This window comes from Fibrobacter sp. UWOV1 (genome assembly GCF_900142495.1).
In the GTDB taxonomy this organism is placed as follows: Bacteria; Fibrobacterota; Fibrobacteria; order Fibrobacterales; family Fibrobacteraceae; genus Fibrobacter.
In genome coordinates, this window is the sequence record NZ_FRBA01000005.1 from 178,773 (window position 1) to 200,961 (window position 22,189).

20 protein-coding genes are annotated in these 22,189 nt (G+C 46.8%); 18 read left to right on the plus strand and 2 right to left on the minus strand.

All coding sequences use genetic code 11. The features are described 5' to 3' along the window. The first annotated feature begins 363 nt into the window (after positions 1–363). From nifH to bioB, 18 genes are all read left to right on the plus strand, one after another. Positions 364–1,209 carry a nitrogenase iron protein gene (gene nifH, locus BUC02_RS08985; RefSeq protein ID WP_073321569.1) on the plus strand — a complete coding sequence of 282 codons (846 nt, stop codon included), beginning with the start codon at positions 364–366 and terminating at the stop codon, positions 1,207–1,209. Positions 1,210–1,220: 11 nt separating this feature from the next. After that, the gene (locus BUC02_RS08990; protein WP_073321572.1) at positions 1,221–2,825 is read left to right on the plus strand and encodes a nitrogenase component 1; all 1,605 of its coding nucleotides are present in this window, start codon (positions 1,221–1,223) and stop codon (positions 2,823–2,825) included. 17 nt (positions 2,826–2,842) lie between these two features. Then, positions 2,843–4,189, plus strand: coding sequence for a nitrogenase component 1 (locus BUC02_RS08995; RefSeq protein ID WP_073321575.1), 1,347 nt, complete (start codon positions 2,843–2,845; stop codon positions 4,187–4,189). 381 nt (positions 4,190–4,570) lie between these two features. Next, positions 4,571–5,782: a hypothetical protein gene (locus BUC02_RS09000; RefSeq protein ID WP_073321578.1), complete on the plus strand. Its 1,212-nt coding sequence runs from the start codon at positions 4,571–4,573 to the stop codon at positions 5,780–5,782. 17 nt (positions 5,783–5,799) lie between these two features. Continuing rightward, positions 5,800–6,840 carry an ABC transporter substrate-binding protein gene (locus BUC02_RS09005; protein WP_073321581.1) on the plus strand — a complete coding sequence of 347 codons (1,041 nt, stop codon included), beginning with the start codon at positions 5,800–5,802 and terminating at the stop codon, positions 6,838–6,840. Positions 6,841–6,847: 7 nt separating this feature from the next. Then, positions 6,848–7,663, plus strand: a complete 816-nt coding sequence (locus BUC02_RS09010) for an ABC transporter ATP-binding protein (RefSeq protein ID WP_073321583.1) — start codon at positions 6,848–6,850, stop codon at positions 7,661–7,663. A gap of 68 nt (positions 7,664–7,731) precedes the next feature. Further along, a complete protein-coding gene (locus BUC02_RS09015; protein WP_254794171.1) occupies positions 7,732–8,424 on the plus strand; it encodes an ABC transporter permease in 693 nt (230 codons plus the stop codon). 47 nt (positions 8,425–8,471) lie between these two features. Further along, a complete protein-coding gene (locus BUC02_RS09020; protein WP_073321588.1) occupies positions 8,472–9,044 on the plus strand; it encodes an HD domain-containing protein in 573 nt (190 codons plus the stop codon). Positions 9,045–9,158: 114 nt separating this feature from the next. Next, a complete protein-coding gene (locus BUC02_RS09025; RefSeq protein ID WP_073321591.1) occupies positions 9,159–10,142 on the plus strand; it encodes a Fic family protein in 984 nt (327 codons plus the stop codon). 213 nt (positions 10,143–10,355) lie between these two features. Next, positions 10,356–10,502, plus strand: coding sequence for a hypothetical protein (locus BUC02_RS16195; protein ID WP_175549827.1), 147 nt, complete (start codon positions 10,356–10,358; stop codon positions 10,500–10,502). A gap of 135 nt (positions 10,503–10,637) precedes the next feature. Then, the gene (locus tag BUC02_RS09030) at positions 10,638–15,584 is read left to right on the plus strand and encodes a RecQ family ATP-dependent DNA helicase (protein WP_073321594.1); all 4,947 of its coding nucleotides are present in this window, start codon (positions 10,638–10,640) and stop codon (positions 15,582–15,584) included. 352 nt (positions 15,585–15,936) lie between these two features. Further along, positions 15,937–16,209 carry a type II toxin-antitoxin system RelB/DinJ family antitoxin gene (locus tag BUC02_RS09035; RefSeq protein ID WP_073321597.1) on the plus strand — a complete coding sequence of 91 codons (273 nt, stop codon included), beginning with the start codon at positions 15,937–15,939 and terminating at the stop codon, positions 16,207–16,209. Beyond that, positions 16,209–16,487 (plus strand): type II toxin-antitoxin system YafQ family toxin, encoded by a 279-nt coding sequence (locus BUC02_RS09040; protein WP_173348449.1) that lies wholly within the window; start codon positions 16,209–16,211, stop codon positions 16,485–16,487. The genes BUC02_RS09035 and BUC02_RS09040 overlap by 1 nt, the downstream gene beginning before the upstream one ends. 325 nt (positions 16,488–16,812) lie before the next feature. Beyond that, positions 16,813–17,112 (plus strand): hypothetical protein, encoded by a 300-nt coding sequence (locus BUC02_RS09050; protein WP_073321605.1) that lies wholly within the window; start codon positions 16,813–16,815, stop codon positions 17,110–17,112. Beyond that, on the plus strand, positions 17,105–17,368 hold the full coding sequence (locus BUC02_RS09055) for a DeoR family transcriptional regulator (protein ID WP_073321608.1): 264 nt from the start codon (positions 17,105–17,107) through the stop codon (positions 17,366–17,368). The genes BUC02_RS09050 and BUC02_RS09055 overlap by 8 nt, the downstream gene beginning before the upstream one ends. A gap of 104 nt (positions 17,369–17,472) precedes the next feature. After that, on the plus strand, positions 17,473–18,051 hold the full coding sequence (locus BUC02_RS09060; RefSeq protein WP_073321611.1) for a hypothetical protein: 579 nt from the start codon (positions 17,473–17,475) through the stop codon (positions 18,049–18,051). A gap of 646 nt (positions 18,052–18,697) precedes the next feature. Further along, positions 18,698–19,705, plus strand: coding sequence for a DsrE/DsrF/DrsH-like family protein (locus BUC02_RS09065; RefSeq protein WP_073321616.1), 1,008 nt, complete (start codon positions 18,698–18,700; stop codon positions 19,703–19,705). A 9-nt stretch (positions 19,706–19,714) separates the two neighbouring features. After that, positions 19,715–20,662, plus strand: coding sequence for a biotin synthase BioB (bioB, locus tag BUC02_RS09070; protein WP_073321619.1), 948 nt, complete (start codon positions 19,715–19,717; stop codon positions 20,660–20,662). Here bioB and pdxT read toward each other — a convergent pair. Continuing rightward, complete coding sequence (gene pdxT / locus BUC02_RS09075; RefSeq protein ID WP_073321622.1) at positions 20,651–21,253, minus strand: pyridoxal 5'-phosphate synthase glutaminase subunit PdxT; 603 nt, start codon at positions 21,251–21,253, stop codon at positions 20,651–20,653. The two genes, bioB and pdxT, sit on opposite strands and share 12 nt — an antisense overlap. Then, positions 21,253–22,131, minus strand: a complete 879-nt coding sequence (gene pdxS / locus BUC02_RS09080; protein ID WP_073321625.1) for a pyridoxal 5'-phosphate synthase lyase subunit PdxS — start codon at positions 22,129–22,131, stop codon at positions 21,253–21,255. The genes pdxT and pdxS overlap by 1 nt, the downstream gene beginning before the upstream one ends. Positions 22,132–22,189: the final 58 nt, after the last annotated feature.

The window sequence follows — 22,189 nt, forward strand, 5'->3', positions numbered from 1 at the left end:
CTAGCGTTCTGTAGCGTGATTAATGCTTTAACTTCTTAGCCAAAGAAGTATGGGTGTAAAGTTAAAAATCACAGAAATGGATTTCAATACGAAGGCAAGAGCGAAAATAAAAAAAGTTCATTTTTTTGAGAGAGCGATAGCTTTATGCTAACGCATGTTATAGGCGTTTATTATTGCAAATCGTTTTTTCATGCATGCGATAGATTCGCACTAATAAGGGTTATAAACGAAATTTATAACAACTTAAAAAAAGTGATTTTTTTTGACTAAACGGGTTCAAAAAGTATTGGAAAGAGTTGACTTTAATTCTAACTTGCTTTTGCCTAGTGATTTTGTAGGAAAACAACAAGGAGACACGATAATATGTCTAAGAAATTACGTCAAATCGCTATTTACGGAAAAGGTGGTATTGGTAAGTCTACCACGACTCAAAACTTGACCGCAGGCCTTGTAGAACAAGGAAAGCACGTTCTTGTGGTCGGTTGCGACCCTAAAGCAGACTCTACTCGCCTTTTGCTCGGTGGCCTTCATCAAAAGACGGTGCTTGACACCATTCGCGATAACAAAACCGAACTTCAGCTTTCTGACCTTGAAAAGGTCGGCTTCAAGGGCGTGCGTTGCGTAGAATCCGGTGGCCCGGAACCGGGCGTGGGTTGCGCAGGCCGTGGCATCATCACCTCCATTAGCATGCTCGAACAGCTCGGCGCCTACACCGAAGACCTTGATTACGTTTTCTACGATGTGTTGGGTGACGTGGTGTGCGGCGGTTTCGCTATGCCGATTCGTGAAGGCAAGGCAAAAGAAATTTATATCGTGGCCTCCGGCGAAATGATGGCCCTTTATGCCGCTAACAACATTTGTAAGGGTATCGCCAAGTATGCCCAGCACGGTGAAGTGCGCCTGGGCGGTATCATTTGTAACAGCCGTAATGTGGATAACGAACTTGACTTGCTCCGTGCATTCACCAAGGAACTCAACACGCAGCTCATTCAGTTTGTGCCGCGCAACAACATTGTGCAGCAGGCCGAAATCCGCAAGAAGACCGTGATTGAATTCGAACCCAAGTCTAGCCAGGCAAACGTTTATCGTGAACTCGCCAAGAATATCGACGAAAACGAACTCTTCACCATTCCGACCCCGATGACGCAGGACCGTTTGGAACAGATTCTCATCGATTACGGCATGATGGAAAAAGACTACCAGATTTAATGTGAGGGTTCATGGCCAAGACTAATATTAATTTGAACATGACCTCAGTCGAAAACCGCGAGTATCGACTGGGTACGATTATCGGCTGGGACGGCAAGGCAAGCGACCTTATTAAGGAATCGGCCTACGACGAACGCAGTGCGAAAAAGCATGGTGGCTGCGCAGGCAAGGGCTCGGGCTGCAAGCTTTGCGAATTGAGTTCTCCGCTGAACCAAGAGACTATGTGCTCTAATGCAATTGTGCAGTGCCAGGTGGGAAACCTTACGGACTGCGCCCTGATTGATCATTCTCCTATCGGTTGCAGCGGCGAAAACTCCAAGTTTAACCTCTCGATGCATAACGGCCTTCGCCGCCGTGGAAAGCCCCTGCAGAATACGCTGAACATCAGCACGAACCTGAAAGAAAAGGACATGGTCTTTGGCGCTTCCGAAAAACTCCGCCAGACAATCCTTGACGCAAAGGAACGCTTTAACCCCAAGGCGATTTTCATCGGTATGGCTTGTGCGACCGCTATTATCGGTGAAGACATCGACTCCATTGCCGAGGAAATGGAACCTGAAGTTGGCGTGCCTATCATTCCGCTGCATTGCGAAGGTTTCCGTTCCAAGCATTGGTCTACGGGTTTCGATGTCGCATTCCATGGTGTGCTTCGCCAGATTGTAGAACGTCACCCGACCAAAAAGCAGAACGACTTAATCAACATCGTTGCCCTTTGGGGTTCGGACTATTTCTCCGAAATGCTTGCTCCGCTCGGATTGCGCGTAAACTACCTTCTGGATACCGCTTCTTTCGAAGAAATTCGCCAAGCCTCCGAAGCAGTCGCTACCGCAACCTTCTGCGATACGTTGGGCGGCTACATGGCAACAGCACTTGAAGAATCTTTCGGTGTTCCGCAGATTGATGCTCCGCAACCTTACGGCATCAAGGGTACTGATGCTTGGCTCCGCGCTATCGCAAAAGTTGTCGGCAAAGAAAAAGAAGCCAAAGAATACATCGAAAGCGAACACAAGCGCATTGCCCCGAAACTTGCCGAACTCCGCGAATTTTTCAAGGGCAAGAATGGTATCGTGATGACGGGATCTGCATACGCACACGGCCTTATCAGCGTTCTTTCGGAACTGGGAATCGGTCACGATGCAGCTCTCGTATTCCACCACGACCCCGTTTATGACGGCGGTGGCGAACATCAGGATACCTTGAAGGAACTGGTCGAAACCTACGGCGATATTCCGCACTATACCGTTAGTAAGACCCGCGCCTTCCAGCTTCCGCAGCTTCTGAAACGCGCCAAGACGGATTTCTTGCTCATTCGCCATCCGGGTCTCGCCTCTGTCGCGGGCCATCTCGGATTCCCGACCCTTACCATGGGCGACGAACATATCCCGGTGGGCTATCAAGGCATTCTCCGTATCGGCGAAATGCTCAAGGGCGTGATTGCACGTACCAAGTTTAACCAGGTGCTTAAACGCAACGTGAAACTTCCGTATTCTGACTGGTGGCTTTCTCAGGACGATCCGTTCTACCTGACGCACCATCCGGAAGCACTTGAAGATTTGCCGGAACCGAGAAATCTCAAACTGAAAATTGGTGCAGAATCCAATTCGACCAGCGCATAACAAGGGGATTTTTAAAAATGGCTACAATTCAAAAGAAAAAAAGTAATTCTATTTCGGACCCCCGATACGCTTGCGCAGTTGGTGCTTCTCATACTGTTGTCGCTATTAAGGGGGCAGTTCCTATTGCCAACTGCTCTCCGGGCTGCCAGCTGAAGCAAACAGCGTTTCTCACGTTCGAAAATGGCTTCCAGGGCAGCATTTACGCCGGTGCGGGCAACATGCCGAGTGCAAACTCGACTGAAAACGACATCGTTTTTGGCGGCATCAAGACCCTTGATCAGCTGATTAAATCGACCCTCAAGGTTTTCAATGGCGACCTCTATGTGGTTCTTACTGGTTGCGTGGGCGGCTTGATTGGTGACGATGTTTCGAGCCTGGTTCGTGGCTACCGCGATTTGGGTTACCCGATTGTGTCTGTCGATACTGCCGGCTTCAAGGGCAACAACCTTTTCGGTCACGAAGAAGTCGTAAACGCCATCGTCGACCAATTCGTGGGCGATTACAGCGGCGAACGCAAAAAGGGCCTGGTGAATCTTTGGTTCGAAACGCCCTACTACAACCAGAACTGGCGTGGTGACTACCAGGAAATCGCCCGCATTTTGCGCGGCGCAGGCTTCGAAGTCAATGTGCTGTTCGGACCCGAAAATAACGGTGTCGCGGACTGGTTGCGCATTCCCGAGGCCCAATTCAACTTGGTGATTTCTCCGTGGGTGGGCGTTCGAAACGCAGAACACCTCCAGGAAAAATACGGTCAGCCGTTCCTGCACATTCCTGAAATTCCTCTCGGTGCCGAAGCGACTAGCGAATTTATCCGTAAAGTTGTCGAATTTGCCGGAATCGACAAGGAACAGAGCGAAAAGTTCATCAAGGAAGAAAACAGAATCTATTACTACTATCTGGAACACTTCTCCGAATTTTTCGCTGAATACTGGTTCGGTATGCCCAGCGAATTTGCCATCACAGCTGATTCTGCCTACACGCTTGCCTACACCAAGTTCCTCGTGGACCAAATCGGCCTTATTCCGCGCAAGGCAATTATCAGTGACGATCCGCCAGAAAAATTCCGCAAAAGTATCGAAGATGCGTTCCACAATATTAGCGAAGGTGTCGATGTCGACGTAGAATTTGAAGAAGATGGCTACCTGATTGAAAAGTCCATTAAGGAAGTGAATTTCTCTTCGGGCAAGCCTTTGATTCTCGCCTCTTCGTGGGAAATCAATATCGCCAACGAAAAGAATGCGCTGCTTTTCGAAATTACTCCGCCTTCCAGCGAAACATTGATTATCAATCGCAGCTTCGTTGGTTACAAGGGTGCGCTTAATTTGCTCGAAAAGATTTATAGCACTTCTGTCGGCGGCAAATAATTTCAAGACAAATTAAACAATTCTTTTTACTCTCCTAACAAATGTCGCTTGATTTTTCAGGCGGCATTTTCTTAAAAAGCACAAAGTCACTTTTTGTCACCGTCTCTGTTCAAGTCTAACCCTATATTAAGCTATAAAGAAAAAGTATTTTACAAGCTCATTTTTATTTCTACTTTTAACGCACAAAATTTCGAGAACGTCATGTTCCGAAGAGCAAACAAATCAAAACGAGGATACCTATATGTGTAGACTTTATAATTTTGCTCAAGGCATTCGCCAGTAAGCACTCAACCCCACCAAACAAAATTTAATCAAGTCGTGCAAAAAAGTTTTTTGCATGGTTGCTCAACTCATAAAAATTTTCAATCAGGAGATTTATAAATGAATATCAATTCGAAAAATATTGCTGCCAAGATTATCCTTTTATCTGCAATCACCTCTTTCGCTGCCGAACCGATTTCGGTCACCACAAAAACCGGCGTAACCGCAACACTCTATGGTTTTGCATCTCTCAACGCCGCCTACGAAGATTCCAAGAGCAATAACGGCAACTTCGCCAACTTCGTTGCAGCCTCGGACCTCACCAACGAAAACGATGGTGGCTGGCATCTCACCCCGAATCTGACTCGCATCGGGTTCAACCTTTCGAGTGGCGATGATTCAACGTATTTTAAGGCCAACGGTAAAGTTGAAATTGACTTCTATGGTGGTGGGTCCGCCAACAATCCTAACCCGCGTCTTCGTCACGGCTACGGTGAAATTTCTTTCGGCAAGACTGGCTTCTCTATTTTGGGCGGTCAAACTTGGGACGTGATTTCTCCGTTGGTAACCCCGACGCTTAACGCAGGCGTTCTCAATAACTCCGGCGACGCAGGCCTTCGTAGAGCTCAGCTGAGACTCACCGAGAAAATTCCTGTTGGTGAAGGCTCCGTGGATATTGCCGCCGCTGTTGTCCGCACCATCGGTGAAAACCAGCCGTATAACTCCTCCTCTGCTTCGGAAACCGGTACTGACGCTGACATTCCTACTTTCCAGGGCCGCATCGGCATTGCGCTTCCGCTGTGGGTAGATAACAAGAAGGCAGGCTTGGGCGTTTCTGGCCATTACGGACAAGAAGAAATCGACTTGGACGCAACCGGCAAAACCAAGGATATTCCCACCTGGTCTGCTAACGTTGACTTGACTCTGCCCGTTACAAGTTCCATCACCTTCCTTGGCGAAGGATTCGTCGGTGAAAACCTGGATACATACGCTGCCGGCATCGGTCGTGGATTTGTCGCCAACACCGAAGACCCCGAAAGCGTCAAGAGCATCAAGGCTTACGGTGGTTGGTTCGCTCTGCAGGCTAAACTGATTCAAAAACTGGCAATTAATGGTGGCGCAGGTATTGACAAACTGGACCGCGATGACATCGAAACCGTGGGCGGCCGCGAGCAGAACATTTCCGTTTTCGCAAACGCCACCTACAGCCTGACCGATGCATTCTCGCTCGGATTTGAATACTTGCATGTTCAAACCGATTACCTGACCGCCGGCACCGTGAAAGAAGCCGACTTGAACCGCTATCAACTTTCTGCAACTTATGGCTTCTAACGAAGGGGACTTGAATAATGAATCAGAAACAAATTTTCAATAAAATCCGCAACCGAATTGCTTTCTCAATCCTCTTTAGCCTCGCCTGCGCCACTTCTGCAATCGCCGCAGACAAGATTTCCATCGGTTACCTGTCTTCTACAGGTCAAGGAAAATTCTTTATCGCTAAAGACGCTGGCATTTTCGAGAAAAACGGTCTTGACGTAACGCTCGTAGAATTTTCGAATTCCGGCGACGGCATTGCCGCTGTCCGCGCAGGTAAACTCGATGCAGGCGCATTCGGTTCGCTCGCTCCGCTTATTCACATTTCGCAGGGTGCCGACATCCGCGTGATTGGAGGCATCATGGGCGGCGACCAGGCTGTGATTACCCGCAAAGAAAATGCAGGCTCCGTCAAAAAGCTGAGTGACCTCAAGGGCAAGAAAATCGCCACCATTCGCTTGGGCACTGCCGACGCCATCGTTCGCGGCGGCCTCAAGAAAGAAGGCGTTGACTGGCGCAAAGACGTTACCATCGTGGAACTCAAGAACCCGCCTGCAGTGATCGAAGCCGTCAAGAACGGTAGCGTATTCGCCGGCGTCACTTGGGGCCCGCACGACCTCCGCGCCGAAGAAGCAGGCCTTTCTGTGGTGCTCCGCAGTAAGGACATCAATCCCGGCCATATTTGCTGCCGCCTGATTGCTTCGCTCCGCAAAATCGAAGGCCGCGACGATGTTTACAAGCGCCTGGTCAAGTCGCTGATCGAAGCCGAAGAACTGGTGCAAAATGACCACAAGAAGAGTGTGGAAATTATTGCCAAGTGGATCAAGCTCGATACCGCCCTTGTCAACAAGGCGTTCTACAGCGGACACGTCACGCAGGATACGGACCCGAACGTGAAGGGTGTCGAATTCTTCTGGGATTTCTTGAAAGATGCTGAATTTATCAAATCTGACAAGAAAGTCTCCGAATACGTGCGCACCGATTTCTACAAGGCCGCCATTGCGGAACTGCGCAAAGAAAACCCCAAGTCCGAATTCTACGCCAAGGCCGAAAATATTTTCAAATCCAGGAATTAAGGAAAGTATGACAACAAAGCAAAATGGTTTTGAAGCAACGAATCTCGGTTTTTCGTACGATGGCAGGGCCATCCTGAAAGACATCAACTTGAAAATCAACCAAGGTGAATTCGTATGCCTGCTGGGCGAAAGCGGTAGTGGCAAGACCACTTTGCTAAACCTTCTCGCCGGGCTTACCAAGCCGAGCGAGGGGCATGTCTACTGGAAAGGAAAAGAAATCGAAAAGCCTTCTGCAGAAAGGAGTGTAGTCTTTCAGGACTACACCCTTTTCCCTTGGCTTACACTTCTCCAAAATGTAACGCTCGCTATTAAAAAGACAAAAAAACTGAAGACGAGCTACGCCAAAAATTTAGCCGAAGAATACCTGAACCTAGTAGGACTTTCAGGAAGCCTGCATAAATACCCCTTTGAACTTTCGGGCGGAATGCGCCAGCGCGGAGCCATAGCGCGCGCCTTAAGTGTCAGCGCTGACGCCCTTCTTTTAGACGAACCCTTTGGCGCTCTCGATCCCGTAAACCGTGCAAGCCTCCAGGATTTGGTGCTGGAGCTTTGCCGCGGCGTCAAAGACCGTCCTATTACCACATTGTTTGTCACGCACGACATTCGTGAAGCTGTTTATCTCGGGAGCCGCATTATCGTTTTGGGTTCGACACCGGGGCGCATCATTGCAGACATCCCGCTTGATTTTCCGGTAAAGAAAAATCGTGGTGAATGGTTCCGCAACGAAAAAGTCCAACAAACCATTGCAACCATTGAAGACGCCTACCACAAGGACATCCTTGAAAAACTAGGCCACATTGTACAAGGAGGTGCCAGCATATGAGAACTTTTACAAAATACTTATCCAAGTTTTCGGGAATCCTTTTTCTTCTCTTCTTGTTAGGAATTTGGGTGCTGATCAGCTGCGGCCCCGAATGGGACAGTCAATATTTGTTCCCATCTCCTAAGGCAATCCTGAAAGCGCTCTTTGATTCTCGCGAAGAACTTTTGCGCAGTGCGGGAGCGTCTCTTTTAAAACTGGTGCCCGCCTATTTGGTCGCATCGATTATCGGAATCTCTATCGGAATCGTTTCTGGTTCCGTTCCGTGGGTATCGAACATGCTGAAACCCATTTCTAGGTTTGCCGCCCCCATTCCGCCAAACGTCTACATTCCTTACGCGATAGCGATTCTTCCGACGTTCTATTTGTCTTCGACATTTATCATTTTTATTGCCGCCTTTTGGCCCATCTACTTGAATACGGCTGCCGGTGCCGCCGAAATCCCCGAAAAATACAAGCGTAACGCCGCCATTATCGGAATCGGAAAGTTTGAATACCTGTGGAGAATCGCCCTTGTGGCAAGCCTGCCGTCAATATTTTCGGGGCTTTCTGTAGGCATGGGGCTTTCGTTCATCATGCTCACCGTGGCTGAACTTTTCGGCGAAAATACGGGACTTGGTCACTTCGTGCAATTTTACGCGGACTATTCCGATTATCCTAACATGGTTGCCGGAATCCTTTGGACAGGCATTGTGGTGCTTGCGATTATGGAACTGTTTGAACTTGTTAAACGCAAGCTCCTGTTCTGGACAAAAGCGAATTAGTTATTCTTCAAAATATTTATATTAGCGGTGGAAATTGGAGATTTAAAATGAGCCTGACCCTTGAACGCGCAAAAGAAATCAATAAGGACCACGTGACCGAAGAGTCGCTGGTCATCCATTCCCTCAACGTATGCTACGCCATGGGCGCCATGGCCAAGCATTTTGGCGAAGAAGTGGAACACTGGCAGGCCGTGGGCTACCTGCACGATTACGACTACCAGGAATTCCCCGAAGAACACCTGCAGCACACCGAAAAGGAACTGCTTGCGCAGGGCGTCTCCGAAGAAGACGTGCGCGCCATTTTGGCACACGGTTTTGAAATCGTGAACCAGGTGGAACCCAAGACCAACATGGAAAAGAGCCTGTTCACCGTCGACGAACTCACCGGAATCATCCAGGCCTGCGCGAGGATGCGCCCCAACGGAATTTTGGACCTCGAAGTGAAAAGTTTCATGAAGAAGTTCAAGGACAAGAAATTTGCCGCCAAGTGCAACCGCGACTACATCCTGAAAGGCTGTGCCCTGCTCGGCATGGACGTGAAAGACGTCGCCGCCATCTGCATCGAGGGCATGCGCGAACACGCCGCCGAAATCGGCCTAGCAGGGAACGCCGGGGCATAGAAAAAAACGTTTTTTCCTCAAAAACGGCATTACTTGACAATTTTTCCTGCTTAATATATATTTGGAATGTCGGAAAAGATGTCGGATTAAATGTCGGAATGAATGTCGGTAAAAATGTCGGATAAATACGAGCCTCCATTTACGATTAACACGGCGATAGTAAACCTTGCGGCTGAGATTTCGGCCTTGGTTGAACGGGTCGCAATCCGGTTGGAACAATCGGATAGTTTACGCCTGCGTCGAATAAACCAAATTCAGAGTATCCATAGTTCGTTGGCGATAGAAGGCAATTCGCTTTCAGAAGGCCAGGTGTCCGACATTATTGACGGCAAGCGCATTATCGCTCCCGAACGAGAAATCCTTGAAGTGAAGAACGCCTTACGGACTTATGAACTCTATCCTTCATTAAAGGCGTTTTCGGAAAAGGACTTGCTCAAGGCTCATGCCGTAATGATGCAAGGTATAATTCCCGATGCCGGGAGATACCGAAATTGCAACGAAGGTGTATTCAAGGGGAACAAATGCGTCCATTTTGCGCCGCCACCCAACATGGTCCCGATCTTGATGAAAAAACTTTTTTCGTGGTTAAAAAACAGCAAAGACCATTGGCTGGTTCGGTCGTGCGTTTTCCATTATGAATTTGAATTCATCCATCCCTTCCGAGACGGGAATGGCAGAATAGGCCGTTTGTGGCAATCCCTTATTTTGGGCAAGTGGAAACCTCTGTTCGCTCATTTGCCCGTCGAAAATTTGGTCTACGCAAACCAACACGCCTATTACAACGCGATAAACGCATCAAGTGCTGCTGGCGACTGTAGCATTTTCGTAGAATTCATGCTCAATAGAATCCTGGATTCATTGAAGGCCTTGCAAAAGGTAGACGCCGTTGCCGACGCACGAAAGCCCCTTGTATTAACGGATCGTCAAAAAAAGATTGTCACCTTGTTGAAAAAGAACAATTTTGCAACAGAAAAAGAGATGGCAGAAAAATTCGCTGTCACGACAAGAACCATTGAACGTGACTTAGCAAAATTGCAAGACAACGGAATCCTTGAACGCGCCGGCTCAAAAAGAGACGGTTATTGGATTGTGAAATAGGGATTGATTTGGGCGTTCCCGACTCGTTTACCCTCGCCGGGTCGGGCTATACTCGCTTCGCTCACGGAGCCTGTAGTCTCCGCCCCAAGGGGTAACTATCCCTAACGCAAAAGTCTCGTATCACTGAAAAAAGAATCGCGGTTTAGCCCCTTGACACGCAAAAACAGTGAGTATAGATTTATCGCATGACCTACTACTTTATCAGCGACTTGCATGTCGAATACCGCCATCAAGCGCGAGTATACCGATAAACTAGGCAAAAAGCACCTGCTGCTGTGCAATCCCGTGGGCTACCCCGACGAGAAGCCCTACGCAGAATATGGACTAAAGCGGGAAGATTTCTTGGTGAAGGTGGAGTGAAAAAAGGATTTTTTTGCTTAAAATCAAAACGGGACAAAATATCAAAATTCAAAAATCCCCCCAAAACATCTTTTTCGGCAAATTTGCACATTTTTTTATGATTTTAACACCTAAATTCATTTATATTTCAGGTGGATGCCCGATTTTAGCAAGTTCTTATTTTTTGATTTGGAATATAATCCCGAAACACAGAAAGTCCGGGAATATGGCTTTATATTGGGTGAAGAATATGTTCGCGATAGGAATCCCGCCAAATTAGAATCGGCAGCTTCAAAAGCAAAGTTTATTGTTGGGCACAATGTACTGCGTCATGACGCCCCGATACTCCGGCAATATTTCTCTATCGATTTTCCGAACGTCAAGGCGCTTGACACCTTGATGCTGTCGTCATTGTTATTCCCACGCAAACCGTATCATAAATTGCGCAAAGAATACCTTCATAATGAAGACGACCCGTCTGATCCGCTGGAAGATGCAAGACTCTGCAAAAAATTGCTAGAAGACTGCATTGAAAAATGGGGAAGTTATCCGTGGCAACTTCAACATCTTCTCTTCCAGTTTTTAAAAAACGAACCGGGCTTTGCCCCATTTTTTGAACTGGTCGATGTCCCTAACACACTAAAGCTGCGCCTTAAAATAGCGGAAATACAGCGCTGGTTCACTTCTAATTACGAAAAAGCAATTTGCTTGCGTCAAGATTTTCAAAATGAATGGAAGGCATACCGTGCAGAATGGTGTTTTCTACTAACATTGTTCCATGAAGAAGGCCCTAGCGATTATGTGCCTTATTGGGTACGCTATCAATATCCGCATCTTGAAAATATTCTGCATCGCAGACGTCTTGTTCCTTGTGGAGACCACCAATGTCCATACTGTTCCGAACAATTAAGTTCGACTAAGCAATTAAAAAAATGGTTTGGCTTCGATAGTTTTCGCTCTTTTAACGGGGAAAAGATTCCTCTTCAACAACAGGTTGTTGAGTCAGCGATGCGTGGGGAATCCTTATTGGCGGTTTTTCCGACGGGTGGCGGGAAATCGATGACTTTTCAATTGCCAGCCTTGATTGCGGGCACCCAAGTAGGCGCATTGACAGTCGTGATTTCGCCGATTGTCGCCTTGATGAAGGACCAAGTTGATGTTTTGGAAAAACGAAGGCAAATCGGAGATGCAGCCTATATAAATTCCATGCTTTCTCCCGCAGAAAGAAAAGATGTTATTGAGAAAGTCAGCAACGGCGAAAAGAACATCCTCTACATTTCCCCAGAATCGCTGCGTTCAAATACGACATTCAATTTGCTGAAGCATCGTCGAGTAGAACGTATCGTTGTAGATGAGGCTCATTGTTTTAGCGGCTGGGGGCACGATTTTAGAGTCGATTATCTTTATTTGGCAGACTTTTTGAGAGACCTTCAAAGGGAAAAAAATCTTGAATCTCCAATTTCTGTAAGCTGTTTTACGGCAACCGCAAAACAATCCGTTGTTGACGATATCTGTGGTTATTTTAAGGAACGCCTAAATCTTGAACTGGTAAAATTCATTAGCCCAGCAAAGCGTACAAACCTGACGTATAAGGTTATCGAATCTTCGGAGTCTCCCAACGAACGGCGCAAACAGTTAGTAAATGTTCTTCGCGAATATAGCGGTCCAAAAATCATATATGCATCCAAGGTGAAGACGACGGAATCTTTAGCCGAGGAATTGTACAATCGCGGTTTCGCTAGCGCCTGCTATAACGGTAAAATGGAATCCGAAAAGAAAATGACCATTCAGGACCAATTCCAGAATGGCGAAGTGGATACCATGGTGGCGACTACGGCTTTCGGAATGGGAGTCGACAAAGATAACGTAGAACTAGTCGCGCATTACGAAATTTCAAGTACGCTAGAAAATTACGTGCAGGAAGCAGGACGTGCGGGTCGTGACCCAAAATTGCAAGCTAGCTGCGTAGCACTTTTCAATCCTAAAGATCTTGACACGAACTTTCAAATTCTCCAGCAATCCAAGCTTTCTGCACAAGAAATTTCAGCCGTCTGGAAGGTTTTGAGAAAAACGGCTGGCAACCAGAATCGCATTATCATGTCGGCTCTTGAAATTGCCGATTTATGCGGATGGACAGAAAAAGAAACTGACGCCAGTGTCAATACGACAAAAGTCAAACTCGCCATACTTGTTTTGGAAGAGCAAGGATTCCTGAAGCGCAAACGAAATAGAACTCAGATGTATGGTTCATCTATTTCGGTTGATTCTGCAGAAGAAGCCCGAGAAAGAATCGGTTCAGACAAGATAGAAATCACTAATTCTGTTGAAAATATTGCATATCGCATAATACATCATATCATCAGCAAACGATGGACCCGTTCTCCGGAATGCGCTCTTGACGAACTTACTGTAAATTTAGGCCTGACACGCGAACAGGCAAATGATGGACTGCGGCTATTGAGAGCGCTCAATCTTTTGAATGAGGAAGACGATTGGAGCGCTAGATTACAGAGAAAGGGCAACGATACTCCACGTTCGCTCCTAAAAGCCGCATCCGAATTGCAGGAAGAATTGCTGAAAGCATGCGAAGGTAAGGGCGTTAATGACCGCTTTGTCTTAGACATGACCAAGCTCAATTCCCAATTAAACCAAAGAGACGATTCTATTGGAGCTTCTACATCTAGACGGAATCTTTTTATTTTCCGCGGCATTCTGCGCTATTGGGCACATGAAAGTGTCGCTGAAATCCATTTAGTAGAAGCGGGACATCAGGTTTATCAGATAGAATTTCTTGTTCCTCCTGAATGTGTCAAGGAAAACCTCAAGAAGCAATGGCAGATATTTGACAAGGCCATTGATGCATTGACGGAGATGCAAAAGGAACAAGCTCATAAAAATGGAAATATCGTCTGGTTCTCCTTAAATAGTTTAATGAGAAAAATGTACGGTGAGAAAGCTGTTGGCCGTATTGAGATGCAAAAGCAACTGGAGTATGCTCTTCTCTTCTTGCACTTAGTTGGATCCATTACACTGGACCATGGCCTTGTTGTTTTTTATACCGGACTTGTCTTGGAATTAAATCCAGAAGCAAAACAACGTAGTTTTACTCCAAAAGACTTTGAAATGCTTAATGCTCATTATAAGCATAAGGCTGAAGCTATTCACATTGTTGGTGAATACGCTAAGATGATGCTTACCAATGAGCAAATGGCTCAGCAGTTGCTAGATGATTATTTTGTAATGGATATTGCAGATTTCCGTTTGAAGTACATGCAGGGTGTTGCCCAGATGGATTCTGTGTCCGATGACTTAAAGCGAAAAATTGAAAAAGTCAATGACGAACAACGCAAAGTTATAAAAAGTCGCAAGAAACATATTCTGGTAGGAGCTGGTCCCGGTTCGGGAAAAACACATTTGCTTGTCCATAAAGTCGCTTCGCTCTTGTGGATAGAAGAGGCAAAACCCGATTCTATCTTGTGCCTGACATACACACGCGCGGCATGTCGAGAACTTAGAAAACGCCTATTTGATTTGGCTGGACCTTTGGCGGCAAAAGTAGTCATTACCACATTCCATTCACTAGCTTTCTCTATACTCGGAGTCCAGGGTAATAAAAAAGCTCTTGAAAATGCCGACGACGTTGTTTCGAAAGCAGCAGAACTTCTTGAATCCGGAGAAGATGTTGGCGTGGGAGCCCCCGGTGTTATTCTTGTTGATGAATTCCAGGATTTGTCTGCAGGAGAATACCGCCTATTGCGAGCTCTTTATGATTTAGGAGAAAAAGATCCCCGCGTTATTGTCGTTGGAGACGATGATCAAAGTATTTTTGCTTTCCGTGGAAGTTCTTCTCAGTATTTCCAAAAATTTGCCGATGAATTTCCGAATACCGAAAAATTCTATTTAACGACAAATTACCGCTCTGTCGCCGGACTTGTGCGAGCAAATGCAAAATTGCTTGACTTGATGACAGAACGAGTAAAAGAAGGCTCACAACAGTTTGCACTAAAACAGGACAAAGCGACTCTAGTATTTTATGAAGAAGGTGATAAAACTACAGCGGCTTTTGCAGCTGCGGAAATTCTCGCAAAAAGATTTTCATCAAATTCAACAGAGTCCTATTGTATTCTGACGAGAGAGAATGCAGAAGCCTTCTTAGCCGCAGCGAAATTAGAGGAGAAAAATATCCCATATCGCCTTCTTAAAGGGCGAGACAAGGACAAATGTCCCGTTGAAAAAACACGAGAAATTTTAGGATTCAGCAAAATACTCCAGGAGGACCCGCGCGTAGGTAAATTCCCGTGGAGTGCAAAAGAATTCAGGCGACTTGCAGACGATTACAAAACAAACCATAAAACAGAAAGTTCTTTTGAATTGCTAGATGCATTAGTAAATGATTTTATAGAGACCGAAACGGCTTGCGGCGAAGACGAAATTACATTAGGTGATTTCAACCAATATTTGAGTGAAGTGTCGTATAGTGACTTTGCAACGAAAAACATGGGTGCGGTTTCTATAGGGACAATGCATAGTGCAAAAGGACTTGAATGGGATAATGTAATCCTTGCGCTAGGTCCGTGGGCATTGAAAGATGCCGACGAGAAAATAGCACAAGAAAATTATCGTCTGCTTTATGTCGCGGCAACACGTGCAAAGAAGTCGCTAACTATTATTGGCGCTGAAAAAATGCTGCCGCGAGAATGGTTAAGTCATTTTGTCAAGCAAGATAAAATTAACGGTGTGGCCATCCCGAAGGTTCTGCATATCGAAACGGGACTCGGTGACATGGCTTTGGGACAGTATCTGAAAAAAGGTGATTCTAGCGATGTTTTTGTTGAAAAGTTACAACAGGTGTTAGAAAAAGAATCGATAGGAACATCCCTTTCCGTAGAACTTCATCCCAAAACAGGAAACTACTGTATAAAACAAGGTTCACTTTATTGGGCATGGTTCGCAAAGGATTTTACTGGCGGCCTTGTGAAAAGCCTGGCAAAGAATATCCTTGTTCCACAAAAGGCAATTCTTTCGCAAGTTGTTCGCTGGACATCTGAAGACGCGCAAGAAACCTGGGTGCCGCTGTTTAGAGTGGAATTCGCAAAAAAATAATCTCTCGGTCGTCGCAAGAGATGCGACAAATCATTGAAAATGTATCGGATTTGAGTTGTCAAGCATTCCTTGACAACTTAAAAGCGGTGCGTTGCGGGCTGGCGTCTGAGCCCCGCAGAAGGGGAAAGCTTTTCCCTCCTTTCAGAATTTTTCAAGCAAATCACCCGGACCTATTGACAACCGGGATTTCCGAAGTTACATTGTAGTGCACAAGTGTGTAGTGGTATTTTGTTTTTTCAGCATGTAAGCAAATGAGGTCGATATGAAAACAACAATGGTAAACGCACTAAATATGCAAGGTTTTGCAAGCAAATGCTTGCATATACAATCTAAAAGACATATATTTGGTACTATGAGTACCGTAGCAAAAAATTTCCGCATCGATTCCGAATTGAACAACCAGGCCAGTAAGCTTCTTGAGGGGCTGGGGCTTTCCATGTCGCAGGCGATTTCCATGTTCCTGAAGCAGGTTGTTCTGCATCGCGGCCTTCCTTTCGAGGTGAAGTACCCGGAACATTCTGGCGAACTGCTCGATGCCATCGAAGAGGCGAAACGGCTCGAAGCCGACCCGAAGACCAAGCGTTATACGGATATGGACGAGATGTGGGCGGACTTGGACAAATGATTTACGAAGTTATTTGGACTAGCCGTTTCAAGAAAGGCTATAAACGCTGTAAAAAGCGCGGTTTGCCTTTAGATGAGTTAAAGTCCGTCGTCGAAAAACTCAGAACAGATCAAATTCTCGAAGAGAAATATCAGGACCACGAGTTGTCTGGAGTTTTCGCCGGCACGCGCGAACTCCATATTCACCCCGATTGGCTTCTGTGCTATAGGAAGAATAAAGGCGTTTTGACACTTACTCTTGTGGATACAGGAACGCACGCAGACCTGTTCGGAAAGTAGAAATGTCACAGTAAAATGTCACAGCAAAATGTCACAGTAAAAATCAGCGAGCACCGGAAACAGATTCTATCGGCTAATTTTGGTCTTTTTCTATATAAAAAACCGAGAAAAAGACCAGTTCTACAGGCGGCGACTTCTTTTTTTTTGCCGGTGACGTATTCGAAGATGAGGGATTTCTTGTATTCGTCCAGGGTTTTGAGTTGTTTTTTCTTGTTGACGATGGTCGCGTCGATTTCAAACGTGTTTGCGGACGAAAATTTCGTCCACAAACTATTCGCCTAAAAGCAGGTCTTTGCCGTATGCGTTTACCGAAAAAGGCCTCTATATGCTAGCGACAATCTTGAAAAGCAAATCGGCTGTCAATACGACTTTCGCCATCATAGAAACCTTTGCTGCCGTTCGCGAACTTAAAAGAGAACTTGTAGAACTGCACAAAGGTGATAATGGCAAGGACAAGCACTCAAAAATGCAACAATTCGGAGAAATTCTATCGGACATCGTCATGCCCGATTTAGAAACAACGGAAACGGAATCTTCCTTGGAACTAAACTTTATTATTGGCAAAATCAAGCATTCCGTCAAACGAGTGAAGCGGCAAGAAAGTCAAAGACAAAGCTGTGATTGAAAAATCGAAACCAAATGTGGCAAAAAAACGCAGTGAAAATGTCCCTATAAATGTCCTGATAAATGTCCCTATAAAAGATAGACAGAAAAAAATTATTGCCGCCATCTCCAAGGACGCTTATGCATCGGCACAAAAGCTCGCCGAAAAATTTGGCGTTACGGAAAAAACAATCCGAAGAGATTTGCAGCTGCTGAAACAGCAAAATATCATTACCCGCGTTGGCGCCAACAAAAACGGCTATTGGAAGGTGAATTAGGGATTTTTTTCAGCCTTTTTTTGCGAAAATTTCCACGATTGTCATCTTTTGACACTCGAAAAATGTATCTTTATTCGCGAAACACTCTTTTCAGGAGGTACGATATGAAAAAGATACTTTTTCTTCTGGTTATGGCGATATTCCCTGCCCTTGCTATGGCGTCGCCTTTTGGGCTGAAAATGGGCATGACGCTTAAGGAGATTGCCAAGGAGTGCGAAAGCAAGCCCGAGTTCGTAAAAAATGATGCCTACATAATCAAGCCTAAGAAAAGTCATCCGTCATTTGAGTATTATTTTGTTTTTGTCGACAAAAATAAGGGCTTGTACCAGATTAAAGCCGTTTCTTCGGTCATCAATACAAACGACTACGGGACAGAATTGCAAAGTGCTTTCAATGCCACAAAAGACCGTGTCGCAAAAAGATACGGGGAACCTACGATTCGTGATGAAATTGACCCGGAATCTGTTTTTCACGACGGCAAGTATTGGATGTACACTTTAAAAGATGGGGCGCGTACTTTGGCAGCCTTTTGGGGTCAAGGCGAAAAACTCGCTGACAACCTTGATACAGTTGTCCTCGAATGTTCCGCAAGCGACCGCTTTTCTCACCAAGGATTCCTGATTCTTTATTACTTCTTCAAAAATGCAAATAAAATTGAAGACGAACAGGATGCCGTGTTGTAGAATATAGTGAGGAGACGGGTCTGCGAAAGGCGCCCTTCGCCTTCACCGAAAACAGCGATAAAGTTCAAGAAAAAGATTGTCGAATATTTCTTTGAAAATGTCACAGTAAAAATCAGCGAACGCCAGAAGCAGATTCTATCGGCTAATTTTGGTCTTTTTCTATATAAAAAACCGAGAAAAAGACCAGTTCTACAGGCGGTGACTTCTTTTTTTGCCGGTGACCTATTCGAAGATGCGGGATTTCTTGTATTCGTCCAGAGCATCGAACTGACTCAGCTTGTCGGCGATGGTCGCGTCATGTTCCAATTGTCAAAGAATGAGGTTGAAATTTTGTGGACGAAAATTTCGTCCACAAAATTATCGGCAAAAAGTAGGTCTTGTCAAAGAAAACTGAGACGGCCAAAAAAGTGCAGACGAAATGTCACAGTAAAAATTGAGCGCTTTCCCGAAAAATTTAGTATCCTGTTGAATTCATGAAGTCGCAAATTGCGACTTCACCGCGCAGGGAATAGTCTTACGCTATAAAAAGCTATAAAAAAATTGTATATCCCGAAATATTGCGCCGCTTAGGTGCAATTTGTATTTTTGCTTGTCACACTTTTAACTCTGTGAGTCACCACCACTAAACGCTTTTCTACACGACAAAATGTCCGAAATCAAAAAATTCCTTGCAAAAGATTTCTACAAGATTGATTCCCAAAATTCAACGCTACTCGATGTCCGTGAACCGAGCGAGTCCATTGTACGTCCCGTAAGTGGGGCTATTCTAATTCCATTTTTTGAATTGTCCAAGAAGATAGATAGCATCCCGAAAGACAAGCCCGTTTACGTGTTCTGCTCCACGGGAGACCGTTCCGAACAAGTTGCCGAAATTCTCGCCGACCGCGATTATGACGTATACAATGTGGAAGGTGGGCTTGAAGCTGTCCCGAAAGTGCATTTCGTGGATGCCAAGGGTCTCAAGTGCCCGGGCCCCATCGTGAAGGTGGACGAAGCGGTCAAAAGTGTGTCCGTTGGCGAAGAAGTTCAGGTGGAAGCGACCGAGAAAGCATTCTTTTCGGATGTGAATGTCTGGTGCCAGCGTACCGGCAATGAATTGAAATCGCTTTCCGAAAAAGACGGCGTAATCTATGCGACCATCGTAAAGCGCGACGCACCCAAATCTCTTGAAAATCGTGAATTTGAGCACGGCAAGACTTTTGTCGTATTCAGCAGCGATTTGGACAAGGCCATCGCTTCGTTCATCATGGCTAACGGTGCTGCCGCCATGGGCCGCCCGGTTACCATGTTCTTCACCTTCTGGGGAGTAAGTGTTATACGCAAGCCCGAAAAGGTCCGCGTCAAGAAATCTTTCATTGGAAAAATTTTCGGGTTCATGATGCCCCGCGGATCCAAGAAACTCGGGCTATCGCGCATGAACTTTGGCGGAATCGGCGCCAAGATGATTCGCACGGTCATGAAGCAGAACGGAATTTCTTCGCTTGAAGAATTAATTCAAAGTGCGCAACAAAAAGGCGTGAAGTTTGTCGCCTGCCAGATGTCGATGGAACTCATGGGTATTACTGCCGAAGAGCTGATTGACGGCGTTGAACTCGGCGGCGTCGCGACGATGCTCGGTTCCACTGAAAAATCCGACTTGACATATTTTATTTAAGGTCCCGTTATGATAACCAGACAAACCGCTCTTGATATTTTGAATGCGAACACAGATTCGTTACCGAATCTTATTGAACAAGCATATCAGCTGCGTACCAAGTACAAAGGCAACCGCGTAAGCATCCAGTTGCTCACCAATGTCCGCAGCGGAAACTGTACGCAGAACTGTGCCTATTGCGCCCAGTCCCGCGATTCCGAAGCACCGATTGAAAAGTATCGTTATGTAGAAGACAAAAAGCTGTATGGTGACAACGATCTCGTTGACGAAATGCATTTGGCAAGGCACTGTATCGGGCTCAGCGGCATCCGTTTTGCAGACGACGATATCGAAAAACTTGCCGAGCGCATCCGCAAGATGAAAAAGAACGACACGCAAATTTGTTGCTCCATCGGGTTCCTGACCGAAAAGCAGGCGTTGATTCTTAAGGATGCGGGCCTCAATCGCATCAATCACAACCTGAACAGCAGCCGTCGTTTTTATCCGAGCATCTGCACCACGCACACTTACCAGGAACGAATTGACAACCTGAAAATGCTGAAGGGCCTCGGCTTCGAAATCTGCTCCGGCGGCATCATCGGCATGGGCGAAACGCCCGAAGATGTCGTCGATATGCTATTCGAATTGCTTGAAATCAATCCGGATTCGGTGCCCATCAACTTCTTGCTGCCAGTAGAAGGCACGCGCCTTGCGAAGCGAGATATTTCGACGCTGACGCCCGAATACTGCATCAAGGTGCTTTGCCTTGCACGCCTGATGCTCCCGAAATCGGACATCCGCTGCGCCGCCGGCCGCGAAGTGTATTTCAAGGGGCACGAGAAGACGCTTTTCAAGGTAGCCGATTCCATATTCGCGTCGGGCTACCTCACCGAAGGCGGCCAGAGTCTCGAAGAAACATTCCGTACCATCGAGGCGGCTGGCTTCACCTGGCAAGTGGAAAGCGAATCATCCCACTAGCTTCAAAAAATACCGGTGAATGCTTGTGTCGCTATTGAGTTCCGGATGGAACGAAAGCGCAATTTGGTTCTTGTAGCGAACAGCGACGATTTGCTTAGGCGCATCAGCCGTGTTTGAACTTGCCGTACGCGAAAGGACTTCGACGCCTTTGCCGACTGATTCAAAGAAGGGCGCGCGAATAAAAGTCTGCGGCACTTTTCCGACGTGCGCGACTTCGTTTTCGGTGAAGAAACTGCCGAGTTGCCGACCGTAGGCATTGCGGCGGATAATCGCGGGGAGTGTCGCGAAATGCGCCTTGTTTTCGCCTGCAATTTTTTCAGCAAGGAGGATTGCACCGGCACATGTTGCGAGTACGGGCAGGCCTTCGACAATCTTTTTACGAAGAGGCTCGAAAAGTCCCAAATCGTGGAGCAGCTTCCCTTGCACGGTACTTTCTCCACCGGGGAGCACAAGACCGTCCAAATGTCGGTTCAAGTCGCGCAACTGTCTGATTTCAAATACTTCGGCGCCGAGCGATTTGAGGATACGTTCATGTTCGATGAACGCCCCCTGCACCGCGAGTACGCCAATTTGCGGTTTGTTAATTCCCATTACTTTCCCCTTTCGGCCATCAGTAGCGCGATTTCCTGTTCGTTGATACCGACCATGGCTTCGCCCAAGTCTTCAGAAAGTTTGGCGATCAGTTTTGCGTCGGTGTAGTTTGTGACGGCCTGCACAATGGCGGCGGCACGCTTGGCGGGGTTGCCCGACTTGAAGATTCCGGAGCCTACGAAAACGCCTTCGGCACCGAGTTGCATCATGAGGGCGGCATCGGCGGGGGTGGCGACACCACCGGCAGCGAAGTTCACCACGGGGAGTTTCTTGTTGTCGTGAACGAAGCGCACCAGGTCGTACGACACCTGAAGTTCTTTGGCACGGTTAAAGAGCTCGTCTTCGCGCATGCTCGAAATGCGGGCGATTTCCTGGTTCATCAGGCGCATGTGTCGTACGGCCTGGACGATGTCGCCCGTACCCGGCTCGCCCTTGGTACGGATCATCGACGCGCCTTCTTCGATACGGCGCAGCGCTTCGCCCAAATCCTTCGCGCCGCACACGAACGGAACGTCAAATTCGCGCTTGTTGATGTGGAAAATGTCGTCGGCAGGAGAAAGCACTTCGCTTTCGTCAATGTAGTCGATCTCGATTGCCTGCAAAATCTGCGCTTCGGCAAAATGACCAATACGGCATTTTGCCATCACCGGAATAGAGACCGCATCTTGAATGCCCTTGATCATCTTGGGGTCGCTCATGCGCGATACGCCACCCGCGGCACGGATATCGGCAGGGATGCGTTCCAATGCCATCACGGCGGCAGCGCCTGCGGCTTCGGCGATTTTGGCCTGTTCAGGGGTTGTCACATCCATAATCACGCCACCCTTGAGCATCTGGGCAAGGTTCTTGTTGAGTTCGTAACGATTCTGGTCAGACATGTAAATCTCCTTGGTTGTGGAATGGTTTAATTTCAGGCTGTAATTTAAAACATTCGCT